General features: G+C 61.4%; 20 protein-coding genes. 8 read left to right on the forward strand and 12 right to left on the reverse strand.

Features of this window, described 5'->3' with window-relative positions; translation table 11 throughout:
* Positions 1–948 carry a sulfurtransferase gene (locus V0R37_RS10645; protein WP_420374477.1) on the reverse strand — a complete coding sequence of 316 codons (948 nt, stop codon included), beginning with the start codon at positions 946–948 and terminating at the stop codon, positions 1–3.
* A gap of 333 nt (positions 949–1,281) precedes the next feature.
* On the opposite strand from V0R37_RS10645, the gene V0R37_RS10650 reads away from it, so the two are divergent.
* The 5 genes from V0R37_RS10650 to V0R37_RS10670 all read left to right on the forward strand — a co-directional run bounded on the left by V0R37_RS10650 (position 1,282) and on the right by V0R37_RS10670 (position 5,986).
* Positions 1,282–2,007, forward strand: coding sequence for a transglycosylase SLT domain-containing protein (locus tag V0R37_RS10650; protein WP_420374478.1), 726 nt, complete (start codon positions 1,282–1,284; stop codon positions 2,005–2,007).
* Between the two features lie 18 nt (positions 2,008–2,025).
* Entirely contained in the window at positions 2,026–2,913 is an 888-nt protein-coding gene (locus V0R37_RS10655; RefSeq protein ID WP_420374479.1) for a LysR family transcriptional regulator, read from the forward strand.
* Between the two features lie 154 nt (positions 2,914–3,067).
* Complete coding sequence (locus tag V0R37_RS10660) at positions 3,068–4,039, forward strand: Bug family tripartite tricarboxylate transporter substrate binding protein (protein WP_420374480.1); 972 nt, start codon at positions 3,068–3,070, stop codon at positions 4,037–4,039.
* Position 4,040: 1 nt separating this feature from the next.
* A complete protein-coding gene (locus V0R37_RS10665) occupies positions 4,041–5,225 on the forward strand; it encodes a CaiB/BaiF CoA transferase family protein (protein ID WP_420374481.1) in 1,185 nt (394 codons plus the stop codon).
* Positions 5,222–5,986, forward strand: coding sequence for an enoyl-CoA hydratase (locus tag V0R37_RS10670; RefSeq protein ID WP_420374482.1), 765 nt, complete (start codon positions 5,222–5,224; stop codon positions 5,984–5,986). Before V0R37_RS10665 ends, V0R37_RS10670 begins: the two co-directional genes overlap by 4 nt.
* 47 nt (positions 5,987–6,033) lie before the next feature.
* On the opposite strand, the gene V0R37_RS10675 is transcribed toward V0R37_RS10670, so the two are convergent.
* From V0R37_RS10675 to V0R37_RS10690, 4 genes are all read right to left on the reverse strand, one after another.
* The gene (locus tag V0R37_RS10675; protein ID WP_420374483.1) at positions 6,034–8,016 is read right to left on the reverse strand and encodes an aconitase family protein; all 1,983 of its coding nucleotides are present in this window, start codon (positions 8,014–8,016) and stop codon (positions 6,034–6,036) included.
* A 6-nt stretch (positions 8,017–8,022) separates the two neighbouring features.
* On the reverse strand, positions 8,023–9,000 hold the full coding sequence (locus V0R37_RS10680) for a Bug family tripartite tricarboxylate transporter substrate binding protein (protein ID WP_420374484.1): 978 nt from the start codon (positions 8,998–9,000) through the stop codon (positions 8,023–8,025).
* Between the two features lie 138 nt (positions 9,001–9,138).
* Entirely contained in the window at positions 9,139–10,041 is a 903-nt protein-coding gene (locus tag V0R37_RS10685) for a LysR family transcriptional regulator (RefSeq protein ID WP_420374485.1), read from the reverse strand.
* 39 nt (positions 10,042–10,080) lie between these two features.
* Positions 10,081–11,055 carry a serine hydrolase gene (locus V0R37_RS10690; RefSeq protein ID WP_420374486.1) on the reverse strand — a complete coding sequence of 325 codons (975 nt, stop codon included), beginning with the start codon at positions 11,053–11,055 and terminating at the stop codon, positions 10,081–10,083.
* A gap of 180 nt (positions 11,056–11,235) precedes the next feature.
* Here V0R37_RS10690 and V0R37_RS10695 point away from each other — a divergent pair, with 180 nt between their 5' ends.
* Both V0R37_RS10695 and V0R37_RS10700 read left to right on the forward strand, forming a co-directional pair.
* Positions 11,236–11,583, forward strand: coding sequence for a type II toxin-antitoxin system Phd/YefM family antitoxin (locus V0R37_RS10695; protein WP_420374487.1), 348 nt, complete (start codon positions 11,236–11,238; stop codon positions 11,581–11,583).
* Positions 11,576–11,959 carry a type II toxin-antitoxin system RelE/ParE family toxin gene (locus V0R37_RS10700; RefSeq protein WP_420374488.1) on the forward strand — a complete coding sequence of 128 codons (384 nt, stop codon included), beginning with the start codon at positions 11,576–11,578 and terminating at the stop codon, positions 11,957–11,959. Before V0R37_RS10695 ends, V0R37_RS10700 begins: the two co-directional genes overlap by 8 nt.
* Here the strand turns inward: V0R37_RS10700 and V0R37_RS10705 are convergent.
* The 6 genes from V0R37_RS10705 to V0R37_RS10730 all read right to left on the reverse strand — a co-directional run bounded on the left by V0R37_RS10705 (position 11,956) and on the right by V0R37_RS10730 (position 17,483).
* Positions 11,956–13,344 carry an MmgE/PrpD family protein gene (locus V0R37_RS10705; protein ID WP_420374489.1) on the reverse strand — a complete coding sequence of 463 codons (1,389 nt, stop codon included), beginning with the start codon at positions 13,342–13,344 and terminating at the stop codon, positions 11,956–11,958. The genes V0R37_RS10700 and V0R37_RS10705 overlap by 4 nt on opposite strands.
* Before the next feature lie 8 nt (positions 13,345–13,352).
* Positions 13,353–14,231: an ABC transporter permease gene (locus tag V0R37_RS10710; protein WP_420374490.1), complete on the reverse strand. Its 879-nt coding sequence runs from the start codon at positions 14,229–14,231 to the stop codon at positions 13,353–13,355.
* The gene (locus V0R37_RS10715) at positions 14,224–15,012 is read right to left on the reverse strand and encodes an ABC transporter ATP-binding protein (protein ID WP_420374491.1); all 789 of its coding nucleotides are present in this window, start codon (positions 15,010–15,012) and stop codon (positions 14,224–14,226) included. Before V0R37_RS10715 ends, V0R37_RS10710 begins: the two co-directional genes overlap by 8 nt.
* Before the next feature lie 69 nt (positions 15,013–15,081).
* Entirely contained in the window at positions 15,082–16,083 is a 1,002-nt protein-coding gene (locus tag V0R37_RS10720; RefSeq protein WP_420374492.1) for an ABC transporter substrate-binding protein, read from the reverse strand.
* Between the two features lie 72 nt (positions 16,084–16,155).
* Entirely contained in the window at positions 16,156–17,070 is a 915-nt protein-coding gene (locus V0R37_RS10725) for an NAD(P)-dependent oxidoreductase (protein ID WP_420374493.1), read from the reverse strand.
* Positions 17,070–17,483, reverse strand: coding sequence for a carboxymuconolactone decarboxylase family protein (locus tag V0R37_RS10730; RefSeq protein WP_420374494.1), 414 nt, complete (start codon positions 17,481–17,483; stop codon positions 17,070–17,072). The genes V0R37_RS10725 and V0R37_RS10730 overlap by 1 nt, the downstream gene beginning before the upstream one ends.
* A gap of 149 nt (positions 17,484–17,632) precedes the next feature.
* Between V0R37_RS10730 and V0R37_RS10735 the strand changes: the two genes are divergently transcribed.
* A complete protein-coding gene (locus V0R37_RS10735; protein ID WP_420374495.1) occupies positions 17,633–19,006 on the forward strand; it encodes an MmgE/PrpD family protein in 1,374 nt (457 codons plus the stop codon).
* A gap of 9 nt (positions 19,007–19,015) precedes the next feature.
* On the opposite strand, the gene V0R37_RS10740 is transcribed toward V0R37_RS10735, so the two are convergent.
* Positions 19,016–21,106: a TRAP transporter large permease subunit gene (locus V0R37_RS10740; RefSeq protein ID WP_420374496.1), complete on the reverse strand. Its 2,091-nt coding sequence runs from the start codon at positions 21,104–21,106 to the stop codon at positions 19,016–19,018.
* Positions 21,107–21,173 lie beyond the last annotated feature (67 nt).

Here is a 21,173-nt window from a genome sequence, read left to right on the forward strand (position 1 = left end):
TCAGGAAGTTGCCTTGCTTATAAGACTCTTTAGATCGTTCAGGATCTGCTGACCGCGTCCAGGCACATTATCCATGGGAAGGGCTGTCGGCGATTGCGTCCATTCGACAAGGGAGGCAGGATACAGCTTGACATTCTTTTGGCCAACGACTTCTGAAAGCGCGAACCAGTCAGTCGCCGCCCAGTGCCCGGTATTGCAGAAGGAAATCGTCTCTTCGGCCGGTTTGGTCAGCTCGCGCGCCGCAATCTTCTTGGCCTCTTCGGTCGAGACAAACTGGGAAGTACCCGGCTTGAACCACTTGTCGTTTTCCAGATTGATGGCATTGTGAATCGTGCCGGGAATACTCACGGCCGGCGCCTTGACCTCGCCCAGGAAGAACTTGGCCGGGCGGGCGTCCACCAACAGGGTTTGCGGGCTGTCGATCTTGGACTGGACGTCTTCCTTGGTTGCGATAAGCGCGTTGTTCAGCACAGGCTTATATTGGCTGGCAGCCACAGCGGCCGCGCTTTTGTCTTGCGGCAGACCCGCATCGGCCCAGGCCTTCAGACCGCCATTCAAAATCGACAGATTGGTCAGCCCCAGATACTTCAACGTCCAGTAGACACGGGCCGAGGCGCCAAAATCGGTGGAATCGGCACCGGAGGAAACCACCACCGCGTGCGTGTTCTCGTCCAGGCCCAGGCCCTGCACCAGTGCAGTCAGTTTTTCCAGCGGGGGCAACTGGCCCGGGTTGCTTTCCGGACCTCGCCAGGAACCATAAGGCGCGCTCAGGGCTCCCGGGATATGGTTGGCGCCATATGCCGGGGCGGGGCGAATGTCGATAATGCGCACGGTGGCGTCAGCGCGGACATCATTAAGCTGCGCGGGCGCCAGCAAGGGGGCCGCCTGGCTGGCGGCGCTGATGGCCACTGCCGCAATAGCGGACGCGATGGATAGGAAAATTTTCATGTCGAGAGCCACAAAGAAGAATGCGTTCATTTTCTCAAACTTTTATATAAGCATATAGACTAATTTATTGTTTTCTTATATCTATCTGAAATAATGAGCTGTGGGATCCGCGAATTATCCCTGCAAGAGCCGGGTTCAACATCGCTCCAAAATGCTTCATAACGTAACTTCACGCCTTTACCCGTTGCTTCGTCTTACACCTTGGCCCGTCTTTGAATACATGCAATGTTATGATTATTAAGGAAAAGAAACGCGCCTCCGGCGCCATTAATCAATAGTAAACCGCATCCACCCTGTGCCCGGCCCTTCCATGGCCACGGATGCCATGGACCGATGACACTTAATAATTCAATAACCGCCCTCCTTAAGCCTTTTCGTAATATCACGCTTATCCGCAATACCCGCCAGGCCTTTGGCATCCTTGGCCTGGCCGGTTGCTTGCTTGCGCCCACCGGCGCCTCCGCCAAAAAATTGGCCGGCGAGTGGGATCCCATGGCGACGATATCCATGCAGATCGCGCTGCAACAGTGGACCAGTCCCGCCGATCTGCCCGAACTGATTTCCGACCCGCTCGACGATGTGCAACTGCAGTCGCTTGCCGAAGAGGCCAGCAAGCAGGCGCAGGTCAAGTATTTGTCGAAGAAATGGGGGCAGCCCCCCGCTACGGTACGCAAGTATGTGAACCTGGCCTGGGCGGAGGCGGACAAGCGCGAAGGGCTGGAGCCCGAGCTATTGATCGCCATCATGCAGAAGGAAAGCTCCTTGAGCCCCCGGGTGCAAAGCCGTTATGGCGCGCAGGGCCTGATGCAAGTGGTTCGCCGCTGGCACCGTGACAAGCTGCATCCGTCGGAATCGCTTTTCGATCCGGCGGTAAACATACGCGTCGGCGCAGACGTCCTGGAAGAGTATCTGGAAATGGCCGGCGGCAAGCTGTCCGCCGCCTTGGCAAAGTACTCGGGCAATGCGCGCAATTACGCCAACGCTGTCCTGAAAGAGTCGCGCAAGCTTGCACGGCTTGCCGAGCAAGCGGCCGCCAATGCGGAGGCCTCGCAGGGCTGACGTCCCGCGGGCGGCTATGTGAAGATCGATTCCACCACTGTGCAGCTGGTCTTGGCTGTTGCGGACGAAGGAAGCATATCGCGCGCGGCCGACAAGCTGAATCTGGCGGTCGCGGCGGCCTCCCGCCGGATATCGGAACTGGAAGCCCAATGCGGCGCCAAGATATTCCAGCGTGTGCCCCATGGGGTCAGGATTACCGAGCCGGGCAGCAAATTGCTGCAACACATGCGCCAGATCGACAGCCTGATTCTGCGCCTGAAGGATGACGCCGACGCGATCAGCCGCGGGCAGGACGGGCGCATCATCATCGGCGCCCCTAAAACCGCCATCATCCAGTTCCTGGCCCAGGACATTGCGCGCATCAAAAGACGGCATCCCGGCATCGCCATTCAGGTATTCGAAGAAAACAGCAAGGTCGTACAGCAACTGCTGCGCGACAAGATCATCGACATCGGCATCTACGAAAAAACCAGCGGCTTCATGTCGCTGGAGGCCTTGAACTATCGCCAGGACCGGCTGGTACTGGTCTACAGCCGCGCGCATTTTCATTTCCACAGCGAACCGGTGTCCCTGGAAGAGGTGCTCGGTGTGCCCCTGGTCACCTTGGGAAAAGGCTCGGCCATCCTGGCCGCCGTGCAAAGGGCCTACCGCAGCCGTGGCCGGCAGTTCCAGTCCAGCTTTATCGTCAGCGGCTTCGACACGATGCTGGCCCTGGTCAGGCAAGGGCTGGGCGTGGGCCTGATACCGCCCGGCGTCCTGGAGGATTTCCGTATCGATCCTTCGCTGGAGACCGCCCAGATCCAGGGCGACTGGCACGAACGCCGCTATATGCTGTCTTCCGTCGACATCAATGCGCAGCCGCTGGCCCTGCGCAATGTGCTGGATATCTTGCTGGGCGACAGCTAGCCAGCCGCCTTCCCGCCTTGCTTCATTGACTGGCACGGCGCTGCCCGGCAGGCCGGTTTCGCAATTTGCGAAACCAGGCATGCTTCGGGCATTCTTGCCGCCCTGCCGCCAGCCGGGAACAATGAACGACACTATTCCTATTATCGGAGACACCATGAAACGCCGTTCATTCCTTCTGGGCGCAACAGCCCTGCTGGCTTCGCCCATGCTTATGGCTTCGCCGCTACCTCAAGGCACGATCAAGATTACTGTAGGCTGGGCGCCGGGCGGGGGCACCGATGTGTTTGCGCGCATCGTGGGCAGCAAGCTAAGCGAGCTTTGGGACCGTCCGGTGGTCGTTGAGAACAAGCCGGGCGCCACCGGCATGCTGGCGGCGGAGCAGTTCTCGAAGATGCGCCATTCCAAAGACCTGAACTTGCTGATGGCGCACGTCAATACGCATGCCATCGCCCCGCACATTTTCAAGACCGTCAGCTACGATCCGCTGAAGGATTTCGCGCCGGTGGCCCTGATTGGCGCAACGCCGCATCTTTTGGTGGCCAACGACAGATACAAGGACAAATCGGTCGATGACGTGGTCCAGCAGTGCAGGCAGAATCCGGGCACCGTCTCTTTCGGCTCATCGGGCACGGGCTCGGTCCAGCATCTTGCCGCCGAAATGTTCAACATGGCGGCCAAGGTGGAAAGCATACACGTGCCCTACCGCGGATCCGGCCCGATGCATACGGACCTGATCGGCGGCCAGATCGATTTCAGCTTCGACACCATGACGGCCTCGACGGCGCAGGTCAAAGGCGGCAAGCTGTATGCCATCGCCCAGACCCGGCTCAAGCGCGCCAAGGGCTTCCCCGACGTGCCCACCATGGACGAGCGGGGCTTCAAGGGCTTCGATGCATCCAGCTGGTACGGCGTCGTGGGACCCGCCGACATGCCCAAGGACCTGGCGATGGCCATCAATGCGGACATCAACAAGGTGTTGCTCATGCCCGACGTAGTCCAGCGCTTCGACAGCTACGGCGTCGAGGATGGCGGCGGCTCGGTCGATGACTTTGCGTCCTTCATGGCCGTAGAATACGAAAAATGGGGCAAGGTCGTACGTGCCGCCAACATTCGCGCGGACAGCTGATATGAATACTGCAAACAATCTGCCGCTGAACGGCATACGCGTCCTGGATGTCAGCCAGGTCATGGCGGGGCCCTTTGCCTGCATGCTGCTGGCCGACATGGGCGCCGACGTCATCAAGGTCGAGCCTCCCACCGGAGACCAGACACGGGGCGCCATGGGGTTCAAGATGAAGGGGCCCGACAGCATGGGCTTCCTGAACATGAACCGCAACAAGCGTTCGCTGACGCTGGACCTTAAAGACGAAGAAGGAAGAAAGACCTTCTACGAGCTGGCCAAGACGGCGGACGTCATCGTCGAGAATTACCGTCCCGGCGCGGTCAAGCGCCTTGGCATCGATTACGAGAGCATCAAGGCGGTCAACCCGAAAATCGTCTATGTCAGCATTTCCGGCTTCGGGCAAAGCGGGCCCTGGGCCCATCGTCCCGGCTTCGACCTGATGGCCCAGGCCATGTCGGGCATCATGAGCGTGACCGGCTACAAAGGCGAAAAGCCGGTGAAAGCCGGTGTGCCGGTGGCCGACATCGGATGCGCCTTGTTCGCGGTATACGGCCTGTTGTCCGCCTACATCGGCGCGCAGAAGACAGGGGTCGGCCAGCACATCGACGCCTCGCTCTTCGATTCGGCCATGGCGTTTTCCATCTGGGACATGTCGGAATACTGGGGGACCGGGGTACCACCCGCGCCGCTGGGCACCAGCAATAAAATGAGCGCCCCGTATCAGGCGGTGAAGGCCCGTGACGGCTACCTGGTCATGGGCGCGACCAACCAGAAGCTCTGGACCAGGCTTTGCCACTTGCTGGAGCGTCCCGATCTGATCGACCACCCGGAATACGGAACGATTCCGCTGCGGCTCAAGAACCGCGAGGCCTTGATTGAAGAGCTGGAGCGCGAATTCGCCAAGCGCGACAGCGCCGAATGGATAGACGTCATGCTTGAGGCCGGCATCCCCGCCGGTCCCATCCTGACCTATCCCGAAGCCTTCGAAGGCGAACACGGCACTTACCGGCGCATGGCCATGGACATCGACCACCCCATCGAGGGCAAGGTCAAGAATATCGGCTTTCCGGTCAAGATGCTGGGTACGCCGCAGCAGGTGCGCCGCCACCCGCCCCTGCTGGGCGAGCACAATGAAGAGATCCTCGCCGAAATCAAGGCGCTGAATGCCTCCGGTCAGGCGGCATCATGAAAAAATCCGTCGACCTCATCATGCATCCGACGGGCGTCGCCGAGATCATCGTCGACAGGCCCGAGCGCCATAACGCCATGACGCTGCCCATGTACGAAGACGTGCTTGCACTGATCGAATCGTCCCAGGAACAGGGCGCGGGATGCATACTGTTCCGGGGCGTGGGCGGGAAGTCATTCATCGCTGGAACGGATATTTCCTACTTCAAGGACTTCACCAGCGGAAAACAAGGCCTGGACTACGAGGCCTTTGTCGAGCGGGTCGTTGACGCCGTCGAGCGCATCGCCGTGCCAACCATCGCCGTTGTCGATGGATGGGCGGTGGGCGGCGGCCTGGCGTTGGCCACCGTATGCGATTTTCGCGTGTGCAGCGACACGTCCAAGTTTGGCATTCCCATCGCCAAGACCTTGTCGAACACACTGTCGTCGCGGAACCTGGCTCGCCTGACCGCCGCGTTCGGCCTTCCCCGCGTGAAGAAGATGCTGCTGCTGGCCGACTACGTTTTGGCCGATGAGGCCTTGTCTTGCGGATACGCCTATCAGGTTTGCCCAAAGCAGGAGCTTGAAGGCGCCGCCCATGAACTGGCACACAGGCTGATGGGTCTGTCCTCCGTCACGCAAGTGGCGGTCAAGGAAAGCCTGCGGCGCCTGGTGATGGAACAATCGCTGAACGACGACGATCTGATCGAAAAGGTCTACGCAAGCCAGGCGTTCCGCGACGGCGTCGCGGCGTTCACCTCTTCGGACAAGACAAAGACGTAGCTCTTCGCGGGCGGGCTCGGTGAGCCCCCGCCGCATATCCCGTGCCTTCAAGAAGCACAGCGCCCCTTGAGCTCTTCGAAAGAGACCAGTTCTCCCAGCAGCGCGCTGGCCGCCACAGTCGGCGGGCTGGCCAGCCAGACCTGCCCCGGCCCCGAGCGGCCCGGGAAATTCCGGTTGATCGCACTGACGGTCACCTGCGAGGCATCGGTCGACGACCCCGGACCGCAATTTGCGCAAGCGCCGCAAGAAGGCTGAAGAATACGGGCGCCCACCGCCGCGAACGTGCGGTCGTAGCCCTTCTGGACGCAGTAGTCGCGCACCGCCGTGGTGCCGTATTGCAAGTACAGGGTTACGCCGGCCGGTACCCGCAGCCCATGCTCCACCGCCCAGGACAGCACAACGTGATAATGGTCGAAGTCCTCGCGCTTGCCGGCGGTGCATGACCCGCCGTAGGCGATATGGACACGAGGCCTGTCCTTGACGCCGGACAGGGGCAGGCCGTTGCCGGGGTCGCCCGGCGCGGCCACCATGGGAGCCAGGCCGCCGCAATCGATATGCAACCTGGCGGCATAAGATGCGCCGGGGTCGCTATGCATCCACGGTTCCAGCTGGATGTCGACGCCGCGCCTTTCCCGCAGAAAGCGCAGGGTCTCCTGGTCGGGCGCCACAATGCCGGTCAGGCCGCCCAGCTCGGCGGTCATGTTGGTCAGCGTGGCACGCTCGTCGATAGAGAAATTGCCGACGACTTCACCGCAGAATTCAAAGACTTTTCCTACGCCGGCGCCCGCGCGGATCTCAGGCAGCGCCAGAATATGCAGCACGACATCCTTGGCTGTTACGCCCGGCCGCAAGGCGCCGGACAACTCGACGCGCAGGGATGCCGGCATGGTCAGCCTGACCGCGCCGGTGACGAAGGCGTTGGCCATGTCCGTCGTGCCCACACCGAAAGCAAGGCAGCCCAGCGCGCCGCTGTGCGGCGTGTGCGAATCGGTGCCGGCCGCGATTTGCCCCGGCAGCACGTAGTGCTCCGCCATCATGGCGTGCGAGATTCCCGCCGCGTCCGATACCGGATTTTCGGCGGCCTCGGCTTCAGTCAGTGTACGGTGCTGCCGCAATTGGTACTCGCCGACGAAGTCGCGCTGCGCCTGGCACATGGCCCTGACATTCGGAACGGTGCCGGCGCGGACATGGTTGGGACTTTCCTCTATGTAGGACGTGTGGTCTTCAAAGACCACTATGTGCTCGGGGTCCACCAGCGACAGGGGTTTCCCGTAGCGGGCATGCAGCATATGCGCGGCCATGCCCGTGTAGTACTCGTGGATGAAGCGCCAATCCGCGTGGACGAAGACACCGTCGCCAACCCGCGGATCGTCCGGCGTCACGGGGGTGCGCAGGCGGTTGCGCCGCACGATTTTTTCAAACAGGGTGCGCGGCCGGCCATCGGGTTCATCCCGCCCGCCGGCTGCGGCCTCCTTCAAATGCGCTTGGCCAAAGGCAAGCAAGCCGCCCGCGCGAACGATGGAGGCGGCAAGCGCATCGCGCCCTTCGACGATTTCGTCCACGGTGATGGATTCGCCGCGCAGCAGGCGTTCGAGCAGCCCCATGTCGGTGCTGGTATACAGACCGATGTTGTCGGCATTCTGGCGGTAGATGCGCTCGAAGCTTTCGGCGATCACCAGCTGTATGCCGGCGGACTTCTCGGCCACGGGGCTGTGCTCGCGCGATGATCCTTTCCCATAGCGCTTGCCCGCCACCACAACATTGAAACCGGCCGCCTTTATCGCATCCACCGCTATGGGCCGCAAACCTTCGACCTGGAAGCCGGTATAGGGATAGCGGCCCAGCGCCTCGTCGAAATGAGTCATGATCGCCACCGGCGTGATTTCGTCGGTGGATATGTCGTCCCGCAACGGCGCGGCCTGCGGCAAGGACAGCGCCGCGCCTTGCAGTTGCGCGCTGATGGCATCGGCCCTTTGCGACAGAAACAACAGGCGCGGCTGGCCGGCGGACAGGAGCTTGGGCGACGGCATGGGCAATTACTGCTGAGGCGTGATGCCGGCGGCCTTGACCAGTTCGGCGCTTCGGGCGATCTCGTCCACGATGGTCCGGCGCGCTTCGTCGGTTCCGCTGCCGTTGGAAACGAAGCCCTGCGGGGAAAGCGCCTTCAGCACGGCGTCATCCTTCATGGCTTTGGCGGTTGCGGCCTGAAGTTTCTGGACGACATCGGCGGGCAGGCCCGCCGGGCCGATAAGGGCGATCCATGCATCGTAGGCATAGCCCCGCACGCCCGCTTCGTTCAGGGAAGGCACGCCGGGAAGCGCGGCGATGGGCTGGGCCGTGCTGACGGCCAGGGCCCTGAGCTTGCCCGCCTTGATCTGCCCCAGTACGGAAGGCACGGCAAGGAAGGCGGTGTGTATCTGCCCGGACATCACATCCGTGGCCAAGGCGCTTCCGCCCCGATACGGTATGTGCGCCATGTCGACCTTGGCCTTGGCCTTGAGCATCTCGCCGGCCAGGTGCAGCACGCTGCCGGATCCGGCCGAGCCGTAATTGATGGTTCCCGGCTGGTCGCGCGCCGCCTTCAGCAGGTCTTGAATCGTGCGATAGGGGGAATTTTCCGCCACCACCATGACCAGCGGCGTCGTGCCGATGATGGATATCGGCGTGATGTCCTTTACCGAATCGTAAGGCAGGCTTTTATGCAGGCTGGGGTTGATGGCATGGTTGGAAGATACAATACCCAGCGTATAGCCGTCCGGCTTGCCGGCGACCAATTGGCGCGTTCCCGGAACGCCGGCGGCTCCCGACAGGTTCTCCACGACCAAGGTCTGCCCCAGTGTCTTGCCCATGTTGTCGGCGACCACCCTGGCCACCACATCGGCGGTCGAGCCGGGCGATGTGGGCACGATCAAGCGGATGGAGCGATCGGGGTAATCGGCCGCGACGGCTGTTGCGGCGATGCTAGCGGCGCCGAAGGCCAGCATGCAGCCGGCCAGGAATTTATGCGTGAACATGTCGTCTCCCTGATAGTAGTAAGGCGCAAAGGCCCGCAACCCTTATGAACTCATGGGATGCGCCGTCAGTATAGGGAAGGGAAGCCAGCGCCCGAAGTGCCTTCTGGGCATGCCGGCCATCGCAAATCGGCAACGGGTTCAGTTGCGCTGCGTAAGAAACTTCAACAGGGTTTCGGCCGTGGCGGAAAGCTGCCGCCTGTCGGGAAACACGATGCTGATCTTGCGCTCCGCCCAGGCGTCCGACAAAGGATGAACCACCACGTTCAGCGACTGCAGATGCAGCTCTGCCACCTGCTGGGGCATGATGGCCATGCCAAGTCCGGCATGCACCATGCGGCACAAGGCGTCCAGGCTGGCGACGCGTATTTTTATCGACAATGAAATGCCCAGCGCATCGGCCTGGGCAGCCAGCATCTGAGTTAGCGCGCTGTTCTCGCGCAGGCTGACGAAGGTCTCCCGCGCAATGTCCTTCAAGCTAGGGTTTCGGCAGCTGGCCATGGAATGTCCGGCGGGCATCATGACCGCCAGGCGATCCTCCCGATAGGGTAGTTGCTCCAGCCCGTCCAACCCGGCCATGTGATTGCAGATGCCGAAGTCGGCGGCCCGCTCACGCACCAGGCGCTGGACGTCCGGGCTGTGCTGCTCTTCCAGGTCGATATCCACTTCGGGAAACACCCGCTGGAAAGCGGCGATGTCTTCCGGCAGGAACTGGACGATGGCCGACAGGTTGGCCACCACCCGGACAGATCCTTTGACACCGGCATACAGGCGGGACAGCTCCGCCCCCATGGCTTCGACGTCGCCGATGATGCGGTGCGCATGGCGCAGGACCGTCTGGCCCGCCGCCGTGATTTTCACGCCGCGGGTATGCCGCTCGATCAATGGCAGTCCGATCAGGGATTCCATATCGGCAATGCGCCGGCTTACCGCCGACGGCGCGATGAACTCGCGCTGAGCCGCCCGGGCAATGCTGCTTTCCTGGCACACGGCGGCAAACAGGCGCAGCGAGGTCAGGTCAAGTTTTCTAAGTATGTTTTCCATGATTTGCCAGGCACCGGTCCGGGGCGCTGCGGCGCGGGCCTAGGCAGCGACTCCTTGCAGCAATCGCCGGCCCCTTTCCTTGAATTCCTTGAACATGCCCGGAACGCTCTCGTCGCTTCCCTTCCAGTTGACGATGAAGCAGAAGCTGCTGCGCTGGGTGGGCTGCACCATCTGGCCCGCCACGCAAAAGCAATGGAAATCTTCCCAATCTATACTGCCGCCCTTGCCGTAGGCCATGGTGTCCGCAGGCACCATCATGGGCATGGCATCGGCCATGGCCGAGATCCGCTTGAACTCGGCCAAGGTTTCGGGTTTCTTGAATATCCCGCCGGCCAGGACCTGATCGTACCAGCGCGTCATGTCGCTTGCCGTGCTTAGCATGGTTTGATGCGGGTTGATGGGCGGGCGGGACGAGCCGGGACTCTTCCCGTTCTGCATGTCCAGCATGCCGCTCCAGCCGATGTCGGTACCGCTGGGCGCGCCGGCCAGGTAGGAAAACAGCTTGCGGGTGGAATCTGGGATACGGGTTTCGTTCAGCCCCGCCGCCTTGATCAGCTCGCGAACCTTATCCGCGCCCACGGCATTCATGGCCACATCGGTTGCGGTATTGTCGCTGTGCGCGATCATGGCCTCCAATACGCTCTTTGCGGTGGTGCTGCCTTGCAGGCCGATGAATACCGGGCTGCCGGGCGACCATACCCGCGGCCCGATCTCGACCTGAGTGTCTTCGGCCAGCCGGCCCGCCTCGACCTCTTTCAGGTACTGCCCAAGAATGAATGTCTTCACGGCGCTGCCGACGAATAGCGGCTGCTGCGCCTTGTGCGCATAGTGTTGCCGCCGGCCGCCTTCGCCCTGGATGGAAATGCTGACGGCGGCGTTTGGCGACAAGTCGCCGAATTCACGCAGGCCTTGCTCGATGTCCGCCTTGCGCAGGGGCTGCGCGCCCCCGCATGAAGAAAGCGAAAACGATAATGCGCCAAAAGCGGCCGTGCCCAACAGTGTTCTGCGGTTCATTGATATTCCCCAGGCATGATATGCATGCAAGAGTTTACCTCTACCGCTGCCGTTGGCATCGTGAAATGCATTATCTTGAGCGCGCGCGCGGCATGTGCCGATGGACGAGGCTCTCGAAAACTGGAGCTCTTCGCTGTAGAATGTACAGAATTCTGTAATCACCATTCAAGGAGGCCAATCATGGGTTTTTCCGTCAATGACGTGGTGCCGTTCACCCAAGCTCGCGCAAACCTGTCCGACCTTGCCGACCAGGCCAAGGCCGGGGCGGAAAAGATCATCACAAAAAACGGCGAAAGCTATGTCGCCCTGATCGATGCCGATCGGCTGGACTATTACCATCGGCTCGAGCGCGAACGTATTCACCTGCTATTGATCGACGATGCCCGGCGCGGCTTGGAAGACATCGCAGCGGGACGCAGCTACGAAGCCGACGCCGCCATCGCCCAGCTTCAACAAGACCGTGCAGTCCGTTCAAAAGCCGGCGCCCATGGCAACCGCCCAACCAAGACCGCCAAAAAGCGTGGCTAAAAATCGTTACCAGGTCAAGCTCACAGCCAGTTTTCTAGACCAACTGGATGTCATCGAACAATTCCTGATCGAAGCGGACGCTCCTTTTGCCTTCGACGACTTGCTGGCCGAACTGCGTTCGACTGTCATACCCAATCTGGGCAACTTCTCCCGTATCGGCCGTAGCTATCTGGACCGGCTTCCGCAGTCGGCCGAAGCCCTGGTCCAACTTGCCGCCTTGCCCGCCGGCACCGCTAACGCCCTGCGCGAATACCTGCATGGTGATTACCTGATTCTTTACGTGGCAATGGAAACCGAGGCAATCATCCATTTATTGTCCATCCGCCATCATCGTCAGCTTTCGTTTGATTTCGCCAAGCTGTGGGCGGGTTTCTAACCCCTACAAGCAGCAAGCTGCGACGATGCTCGCCTTAACAGGCCCGTCAGCGCTCCCGCCTTCCCCTGCGTGTCAAAGCCATGTAGCAAGGCCAGGCTGCTTTCCACCTGCTCGGCCCCCAATCCCGCCAAAGGGACCAGGCGCCGGTATTTGGCGTCGATATCATCCCAGCTTACGCCTCGCGGGCCGGAGCCGCGCGGGGCCACGCAGGTGCTGGCGAATTGGCGGCCGTCCTTAAGCAGGATGGTGACGCCGCCGCCGTGGCGATGCGGAAACCTGTCGGGCAAGGGGGCCGGCGAAGGGTCGAATACGATTTTGTCCTGGATGCGGGCGATAATGGGGTCGCTCATTTTGGCCAGGCTCATGGCGTCCCAGCCGAATTCCCTGTCGACGATAGAGGCCGCCACAAAATACACCAGGCTGTGCGCGGCATCTACAAGACTTCGCGGGTGCGGCTCGCCCTTGAAGTTGGTCCATTGCACCGCCGCCGAAATGGTGACGCGTTCGATGTCATCGGGATGCACAGCGCCGGCGCGGGCCGCGTCCGCCGCCGCTTCGGCGGTGGCATGAAAGGGATGGGCGCCGGGCATGAGCTTGATCGCCATATCGGTGACGATATCCCAGTCCTCGCCCAGGTCCCGCGTGATGTCCTCGATGGCCTGGCCGTTCATTGCGCTAAGGAATCCCCGAGGCGTTTCCAGAATGCTCAGGTCGGCCTGGAAATCGCGCCTTGCGGCCAGTGCGGCCTGCACGCCCGTCATGGCGGCGTTGCCGGCATGGTATTCGCGCGCACAGCTGGTATCGGCGGCCACGGCCATGCCGCCTATGGACGTGGCGGCAAGCGCAATGGCGTGCGCCATACGGCCCGCGTCCAGGCCAAGCAGGCGGCCCGCGCTGACGGCCGCGCCGAACACCGTTGACACCGAGCCATGAAAACCGCGCTGCATACGGCCCGGCGTAAGCGATTCATCGATTCGGCCGGCCACCTCATAACCAAGCGCCATGGCGGCCAGAAGATCGCGGCCCGGCCTGCCCGTGTGCTCGCCCAAGGCAACGGCAGTCGTGGAAACGATGGTGCCGATATGGGCGATGCTGCGCAGGTCGCTGTCGTCGGACGCCGCCGCGTCGCTGGCGACGGCGTTTACCCTGACCGCCCTCGTCAAGGGCAGGCGGCTTCCGTCAAACCATGCGGTGGCCTGTCCCGTCCCGCCTTCTTCCAGCTCGAGGGATCGCAGGATGCGGGCCGAGTCGATGCCGTGGCCCATGGCCGCGCTGGCGATGGTGCTGGCCAGGCTCATTTTTGCGCGCTCGATGGCCTGCGCGGGAATGGCGTCGGCCGGGATGCCGGTTGCGAAAGCGGCCAGGGTCTGGGCAATAGTCGTCATGTCGCGGCTCAGGTTTGCATGCCCCAGCGCCCGATCGTGCGCCGCTCCAGCACCCGGAAGATCAGGTTTTCGACCAGCAGGCCGAACAGGATCACGGTCAGCAGTCCTGCGAATACATTGGGTATGTCCAGCATGTTCTTGTTCTGGAAGATATACCAGCCCAGGCCGCCGGAGCCGGAGCTGGAACCGAACACGAGTTCCGCCGCGATCAGTGTGCGCCACGCGAAGGCCCAGCCTATCTTCATGCCCGTCAATATGCTGGGAAAGGCGCCCGGAACCAGTATCCTGCACACATAGCCCATGCGCGACAGGCCGTAGTTGCGGCCCACCATGCGCCAGGTCAGGCTGACCGAACGGAATCCGGAATGCGTGTTAAGGGCGACGGCCCACAGGACGGCGTGGACCAGGACAAAGATGATGCTGGCATTGCCCAGCCCAAACCAGATCATCGACAGCGGCAGCAAGGCAATGGAAGGCAGCGGGTTGAACATGGACGTCAGCGTTTCCAGCAGATCGGCGCCCACACGCGTGGCGCTGGCAAAGGCGGTGAACAGCGCGGCGATCAGCAGGCCCACGGCATACCCTTGCAGCAGCAGAGAAATCGAAGTCCAGGTCGCCGACAGCAGCGTGCCCGAAACAACACCCGAGAAAAATGCCTGTATCGTCGACACGAAGGTGGGAAACAGCAAGGGGTTGCCCGACCACCGCGCGTAGACTTCCCACACAATGGCCAGCGCGACCAGCATGACGGCCTTGCGGAAAATCCCGTTGTCCAGCAGGCGTTCCCACAGGCTTAGCGGTTTCTCGATGATGCCGAAATCCTCTTCCTCGACCGTATTGATGACCTCGTCCCGGTAGACGGTGGGCGCCGAGTTTGCTTCAGTCATGAGCGATTCCCCCTTGCGTTGCGCTCTCTTGAAAGAGCAGCTCTTCGATGCGTTGCGTCAGCCGCCTGCCATCCGGGCCCGCGGTATCGGCGCCCTCGCTGTTCAGCTCGGCCCGAACCCGGCCGGGATGCGGGCTGAGCAGCAGAATACGGCTGCCGATCTTGACGGCTTCGGATATTGAGTGGGTAACGAACAGCACGGTAAAGCGGGTGTCCTCCCACAACTGCAAGAGTTCATCCTGCATCTTGGCGCGCGTGAGCGCATCCAGCGCGGCAAACGGCTCGTCCATCAAGAGGATGTCCGGCTCCATGGCCATGCCGCGCGCAATGGCCACGCGCTGCTTCATGCCGCCGGAAAGGGTATGTGGATAGCTGTCGGCAAACCCCGACAAGTTGACCTTGTCTATGTAGTGCATGGCCTTTTCCTCAGCCGCCTTGCGCTGCAGGCGCCCACTGGCGGTCAGGGCGAAGACGACATTTTCCTTGACCGTTTTCCATGGCAGCAGTTGGTCGAATTCCTGGAACACCATAACCCTGTCGGGACCGGGCTTGATGATTTCCTGGTTGTTCAGCTTGATGTGGCCTTCGACCGCGGGCAGGTAGCCGCCAACAGCCTTCAACAGCGTCGACTTGCCGCAGCCCGACGGGCCCACGATAACGTATCGGTCGGAGCGGTAAACGTCGAAGCTGACGCGGTAGGTTGCGGTGATGATGTGGTCTTTTGTGCGGTAGCGCAGGGTGACTCCCTGAACCGACAGCAAAGGTGTTGCGGTTTGACCCATGAAAGGCTGTCTCCAAACATTTTTTTGCATCCGCATCCGGCCACGGCCGGATGCGTTGTTTCCGGCGCGTCAGTTGCCGGCGGAAATGGCGGGACCGGGGAAGAATAGATCGGCGAGCGTGTCGGGCCGATTCTTTATGGTCTTGATGTCGTTCATGAATTTCGCATACTTCATGACGTTTTCCGGCTTGGCCGTGTACTTGGTGGACGGGTCGTTCAGGATCTCGACCATGTCGGCGACGTCGCCGCTGCCGCCCATCGAGGCGATCAGCACCTTGGCGGCGCCCTGTTTGTCGGCCTTGATCATTTCCTGGGCTTCTTGAAGCGCGGCCACGAAAGCGGCGTAGACCTTGGGATTCTGATCATGGAAGCGGGTTGTGGTGGACACCATGGTGAAGGTGGTGGATCCGCCCATGACGTCATCCGTATTCTGGATGGTCCGTATGCCCTTGGTTTTCAGTTCACGCTGGGCCAGCGGCGATGAAGCATAGTGGGCAACTATGTTCCCGCTGCCCGATATCAGCGACGACGCGGCGTCGGCGTGGTTCATGGTAACGGTATACGGGTCGAACTTGAATGCCTGGTCCTTGCCGTACTTTTCGGTGGCGTACATCTGCATGATGATGGATGGTATGGACGACTTGACCGAGGTCACCGCCATTTTGTCGCCGTCCTTCAGGTCGTCGATGGACTTCAGATGCGGCGCGCGCGTGTTCAGGAACATGGGCATGGAGCTGATGGCCGCGACACCCTTGACGTTGGCCGTGCCCTTGGTCCGGTCCCACAACAGCAGGAAGGACGGGGGGCCGGCCGAAATGAAATCGGCCGAGCCCGACAGCAATGCATCTATCATTACCGAAGGTCCGCCGATATTGGCCCAGTTGATGGTAACTTTTTGACCGGCCTTTTCGGCGTGTTTCTCAATGAGCTTGTGTTCCTTCATCATGTGAAGGGGTAGGAAACCGAAGCCGCCCGCCCCCAGGGGGATATTGAGCGTGCTGACTTCCGCGTGCGCGCCCAGGGGCATCAGGCCCGCGGCGGCAAGTAAAACCATGCTTACATGCTTCTTCATTGTCTTCTCCTTTGGTGGTGGTACTGCGCCTCCTGACTATTTGCCGTCCACTGTCCTTCGACAGGCACAGCGTTATTGCTTTGGAGGTTTGCCTATCTGCATGCCGGCCAGTTGCTCGCTGAGCAAGGCGACGGCGGTGTGGTCGGCCTGGGGGCCCAGGACGGCGTTGGCGCCGGCCCACAGGTTGCGGCACAGGTCCGCGAAAGGCGCGTTCACGTTGTTCTCGTGAGCGATACCCAGCGCTATGGTCAGATCCTTGACCATGAGATTCATGGCGAAACCCGAATCGAACTTGCGCGAAAGCACATACTGCTTGAACTTCTTTTGCGTGCTGTTGTTCATGCCCGTTGAAACATTCAATACATCAACCATGGTTTCCGGGTCGATGCCGAAACGCGATCCAATGATGAGCGCCTCGATGCCGATCAGGAAGCCGGCGGAGGACACCAGATTGTTGAGCGCCTTCATCGCATGGCCGGTGCCCACTTTTCCCGTGGGGATGACCTTGCCCAGGGCATTCAGGATAGGCATGGCGGCATCGATATCAGCCTGCTCACCGCCCGCCATGATGGTCAGTTCGCCCGTACGGGCACGCGGCACGCCGCCTGAAACGGGCGCATCGAACAACACGACGCCCTGCTTCGCAAGCCGCTCGCTGAACGCCACAGTCTGGCTTGGAATGCCCGAGGTCATCTCGATGACGACCGCCCCGGAGCGCAAACTGGAAGCCAGGCCCTGCGGTCCGAACAGCACATCCTGGACAATGGCGCTATTGGGCAGGATGGTTATGATCACATCCGATTCTTTGCCCAGTTCGGCAAGTGTCGCAGCCGGCTTCAGGCCGTGCTGCTTGGCAAAGGCGGCAGTGCGGTCCGGGCTGCTGTCGAACGCCGCAAGCGGATAGCCGGCCTTGATCAGGCACCCGGCCATGGGAGCGCCCATGGCGCCGACGCCCACGAAGCCGATTCGAGGTAGAGCCCCCGCCATTATTTGGCTCCCGCCTTGTTGCCTTTGGCTTTTTCCTCGGCGATGACTTCCGCGGCGACCTTCATGCCGTCCAGGGCCGCCGGGACGCCGCAATAAATAGCCACCTGAAGGAAGATTTCCTTGATGTCATCCTGGGTCAGGCCGTTATTCAGGGCGCCGCGCACATGCAGGCGTATCTCGTGCGGCCGATTCAGGGCGGACAGCATCGACAGATTGATGATGCTGCGCGTGCGGCGATCCAGGCCCGGACGCCCCCAGAGTTCTCCCCAGCACCACTCGGTGACCAGCTTTTGCATATCCGCCGTGAAATCGTCCGCCGCATCCAGGGACTTCTGCACATGTTCGGCGCCGAGTACCTCTTGGCGGTTTTTCAAGCCCTTGGCAAACAGCTCTGTATTGAATTCTTTGCGCATAGTCGTTCTGACTCCTGAGTAGAAGGGGAAATATGCAGCAAAGTATGATGATAGAACTACAATCTGTCAATCATATCGTCATACAATCTTTCCCTTATTTGCAGTTATCATATCTTCTTCCCTCCCACCGACAGAGATGCCATCGACCTATGGAAAACACAAAGAAAACGACCCGATCGAGTCCAGTGTCCACCGTACTGGCGGCCTTCATCGGCGACACTTCGTGGGAGCAGATCCCCGGCCGCATCCGCCATGAGGTCAAGCGGTCGGTGCTGAACTATTTTGCCGTGGCGCTGGCCGGATGCAACGATCCCACTCTGGATCGTGCCGTGCGGACTTATGCGCGCTTCTCCGCGGGATCGGCGGCAACACTGGTGGGCCGGCCCGAGCGCATGGACATGCTTAACGCCGCGGCCTTGAATGCCATGAGCGCCAATGTGTACGACTATGACGAGACGCATATCCCAACCATCATTCATCCGATATCGCCCCTCGCGCCCGCCCTGTTCGCCCTAAGCCAGAGCCGGCCCCTGTCCGGCAAGGATTTCATGCTGGCCTTTCTGCTGGGGGTGGAGGCGCAATGCCGGATCGGTGTGGCCATCTCACCCTTTCATTACGACAGGGGCTGGCACATCACCTCCACCTGCGGAGTGTTCGGCTCCGCCATGGCCGTCGGCAAGGTATTGAAGCTGTCCCACACCCAACTCCGCTGGGCATTGGGCTCGGCCGCGTGCCAGGCGGGAGGGCTGGTGGAATCCCTGGGGACCATGTCCAAGAGCGTGAGCGTCGGCAATGCGGCCCGCAACGGCATGCTGGCCGCACTTCTGGCACAGGATGGCTTTGACGGCCCGGCACGGCCGCTGGAAGGCGTGAATGGCTTTCTTCAGGTTTTTGGCGATGCGCCCGATTTCGACGCCGTGATCCGCAATCTGGGCGAAGAGTGGGAGATCGCCAAGGTCGCCTACAAGCCCTACCCCTGCGGAGTCGTGCTCAATCCCGTCCTGGATGCCTGCCTGGCGCTGTCCGCCCGCATAGAACCGCGCCGGCTAGACGCCATCGAATCCATCGAATTGACCGGCCATCCGCTGTTGCGCCAGCGCACCGACCGTCCCAACATCAAGACGGGGCGCGAGTCGCAAGTCAGCGCCCAGCACGCCGTCCCCGTCGCATTGTTGCGCGGCCGCGCAGGCCTGGATGCCTTCTCCGATGCGGCCGTCAGCGATCCGAAGCTGCGGGCGCTTGGGTCGCTGCTGCGCTTCCAGGACGATCCGGCCTATTCGATAGACAGCGCCAAAGTGGTATTGCGATTTCGCGACCAGACGACCGAACAGGAACACGTGCAAATGGCTCGAGGCTCCTTGCAGCGGCCGCTGACGGACGATGAACTGGAAGCCAAGCTGCGCGACCTTTGCCGTTATGGGCGTTCAGGCTGCGATGCCGGCCCGCTGATCGAAGCCGTCTGGACCATGGAAGATGCCGAAGACATGGGGCGCCTGGCCGCGCTGGCCGCGGCGCCCGGCTGAACGCTTGCATCATTTCGCCTGCTGCGGCAGCCAAAGCACGATGTCCGGAAACGCATACAGTATGGCCAGGAACACCAGCATGACGATCACAAATGGAAGCACGCCCAGGGATATCTGGACGAAGCTCACTTTTTCGCTCATGCTGCTCAAGACAAACAGCACCATGCCCAGCGGCGGCGTGATCAAGCCGATCTCTATCATCAGCACAAGAAAGATGCCGAACCAGATCGGATCCATGCCCAGCGCCATGGCAATGGGAAAGGTAACGGGCAGCGTCATCAGCATCATGGCGATCGATTCGATGAACATGCCCAGCACCAGGTACACCAAGGTCATCAAGACCAGAACCACCCACGGCTCCAAGCCGGCATTGGTGATCAGGGCAACGACCTCGCGGGGCAGGCGAATGTAGTCGAATACCCAGCTGAATATCGACGCTCCCACCACGATGAGCAGCAGCATGGCGGTGACCTTGGCGGTATCCAGGGCGACGGCAAACAGCCCGCCCACGTCGATTTTCTTGCGTATCAGGCACAGGATATATGCCGCGAGCGCCCCAATGGCGGCGGCTTCGGTCGGTGTTGCGATACCCGCATACATCGAACCCAGGACGACGAATATGATGGCGGCGAACGGCACCATCCCCGTGGAGCTGACCAGCTTCTCCTTCATGGTGTAGGCGCGGGCGGCAGGAGCCGATCCGCGCCATCCCAAGGCCCATACCAGGGCGGTCAGCATGAACAGGGACATCAGCAGCAAGCCAGGCAGGATGCCGCCCATGAACAGGTGGGTCACCGACGCGCCGACGGTCGTGCCGTAGATGATCATCGGGATGCTGGGAGGAATCAGGATACCCAGGGTGGCACCCGCTCCCGTCACCCCGTAGGTAAGGCGCGGACTGTAGCCGCGCTCTATCATTTCGGGGCAGGCCACTTTGCCCAAGGTTGCGGCGGTTGCGATGCTCGAGCCCGAGACAGCCGCGAATATCGCCGATGCGCCGGCGCTGGCATGCGCCAGGCCTCCCGGTGTGCGTCCGAACCAGCGGACCAGCGAATCGAACATCCCGGCGACGATTCCGCTGCGCAAAAGCAGGCCTCCCATGAAGATGAACATGGGTACCGCCGACAGGGTGAAGGTGTTGGTGCTGCTCCATGCCCGCTCCGCCAGCAGGGACAGTTGCGGCCTGGAGAGCAGGAAGTACACCCCAAGCATGCCGACGAGCCCCAGGGCAAGCGCGATCCGGACGCCGAACAGCAGCAGGAATATCATGGATGCCACGAGCAGCACACCAACCACGGCCAAGGGCTGTCCGCGCATCAGCCAGTACAGCAAGCACAACACTCCCAACAGGGCCACCGTAAGAAGCATGGTGCGCAAGCCGCTCCACGCCAGCATGGCCGGCACCATGAAAGCGGCTATCGCGATCGTTCCCCAGTCGTGGCGATTGCCGAATGCCGGTACGCCATGCCGGCCCAGGACAATCAACACCGCCAGCAACAGCAAGGCCAGTATGGGCAGCGCCCATCGGCGGGCATCGCCCTTGGGAGGCTTCAGACGATAGATATCGACCAGGATAGCCAATGCATAGATCAGCAGCCCCACGGACACCGGCAGCTCCGGTATCCACTGGGGCGTTGAAAGCAAGCCCCAGTCCCGCGTGCCGTTAAAGAACTCCCTGGCATTGAAGGATGCCATCTGCCATGCGGACATCAGGACGAAGAACAGGCCTATCCATTGGCAGATAAGCTCGACCTTGCGCCTGGCCTCAATGGAAAGCCTGTCCACCCACAATTCGACCTGCACATGGCTGTTGCCGCTCTGGGCAATGCCCAGGCCCAGGAATACGACGGCCACCAGCAAATACGTCGAGATTTCCGTGGCCCAGGATGTCGGCGAGTTGAACAGCGAACGGGAACCGATCTCGAAACACATGATCGCAGCCATGGCCAATAAAGCCAGGCCGGCCAATACGCCGCTAGCCTGAACAAGATGATTCGCGGCGCGCACCACGATGAAATCGTCATTGCTGGGCAAGGGATACAGCGAGGCGGCGGGCGCGCCGTCCTGCGGCGCCTTCTCGCCGGGATTCGTTACTGTCATTGCGTCTCCTTATCTGGCGGTGCTGCAAGCCATTGCTGTTTTTGAACGTATATTGTATTATCGAATT

This window comes from Pollutimonas rozaliensis (assembly GCF_048751585.1).
Taxonomy (GTDB): Bacteria; Pseudomonadota; Gammaproteobacteria; order Burkholderiales; family Burkholderiaceae_B.

Bases quoted from the DNA above. Each gene is read 5' to 3' on its own strand.
- V0R37_RS10645 (WP_420374477.1), bottom strand. From the start codon at position 948: ATGAAAATTTTCCTATCCATCGCGTCCGCTATTGCGGCAGTGGCCATC.
- V0R37_RS10650 (WP_420374478.1), top strand. From the start codon at position 1,282: ATGACACTTAATAATTCAATAACCGCCCTCCTTAAGCCTTTTCGTAAT.
- V0R37_RS10660 (WP_420374480.1), top strand. From the start codon at position 3,068: ATGAAACGCCGTTCATTCCTTCTGGGCGCAACAGCCCTGCTGGCTTCG.
- V0R37_RS10665 (WP_420374481.1), top strand. From the start codon at position 4,041: ATGAATACTGCAAACAATCTGCCGCTGAACGGCATACGCGTCCTGGAT.
- V0R37_RS10670 (WP_420374482.1), top strand. From the start codon at position 5,222: ATGAAAAAATCCGTCGACCTCATCATGCATCCGACGGGCGTCGCCGAG.
- V0R37_RS10675 (WP_420374483.1), bottom strand. From the start codon at position 8,016: ATGCCGTCGCCCAAGCTCCTGTCCGCCGGCCAGCCGCGCCTGTTGTTT.
- V0R37_RS10680 (WP_420374484.1), bottom strand. From the start codon at position 9,000: ATGTTCACGCATAAATTCCTGGCCGGCTGCATGCTGGCCTTCGGCGCC.
- V0R37_RS10685 (WP_420374485.1), bottom strand. From the start codon at position 10,041: ATGGAAAACATACTTAGAAAACTTGACCTGACCTCGCTGCGCCTGTTT.
- V0R37_RS10690 (WP_420374486.1), bottom strand. From the start codon at position 11,055: ATGAACCGCAGAACACTGTTGGGCACGGCCGCTTTTGGCGCATTATCG.
- V0R37_RS10695 (WP_420374487.1), top strand. From the start codon at position 11,236: ATGGGTTTTTCCGTCAATGACGTGGTGCCGTTCACCCAAGCTCGCGCA.
- V0R37_RS10705 (WP_420374489.1), bottom strand. From the start codon at position 13,344: ATGACGACTATTGCCCAGACCCTGGCCGCTTTCGCAACCGGCATCCCG.
- V0R37_RS10710 (WP_420374490.1), bottom strand. From the start codon at position 14,231: ATGACTGAAGCAAACTCGGCGCCCACCGTCTACCGGGACGAGGTCATC.
- V0R37_RS10715 (WP_420374491.1), bottom strand. From the start codon at position 15,012: ATGGGTCAAACCGCAACACCTTTGCTGTCGGTTCAGGGAGTCACCCTG.
- V0R37_RS10720 (WP_420374492.1), bottom strand. From the start codon at position 16,083: ATGAAGAAGCATGTAAGCATGGTTTTACTTGCCGCCGCGGGCCTGATG.
- V0R37_RS10725 (WP_420374493.1), bottom strand. From the start codon at position 17,070: ATGGCGGGGGCTCTACCTCGAATCGGCTTCGTGGGCGTCGGCGCCATG.
- V0R37_RS10730 (WP_420374494.1), bottom strand. From the start codon at position 17,483: ATGCGCAAAGAATTCAATACAGAGCTGTTTGCCAAGGGCTTGAAAAAC.
- V0R37_RS10735 (WP_420374495.1), top strand. From the start codon at position 17,633: ATGGAAAACACAAAGAAAACGACCCGATCGAGTCCAGTGTCCACCGTA.
- V0R37_RS10740 (WP_420374496.1), bottom strand. From the start codon at position 21,106: ATGACAGTAACGAATCCCGGCGAGAAGGCGCCGCAGGACGGCGCGCCC.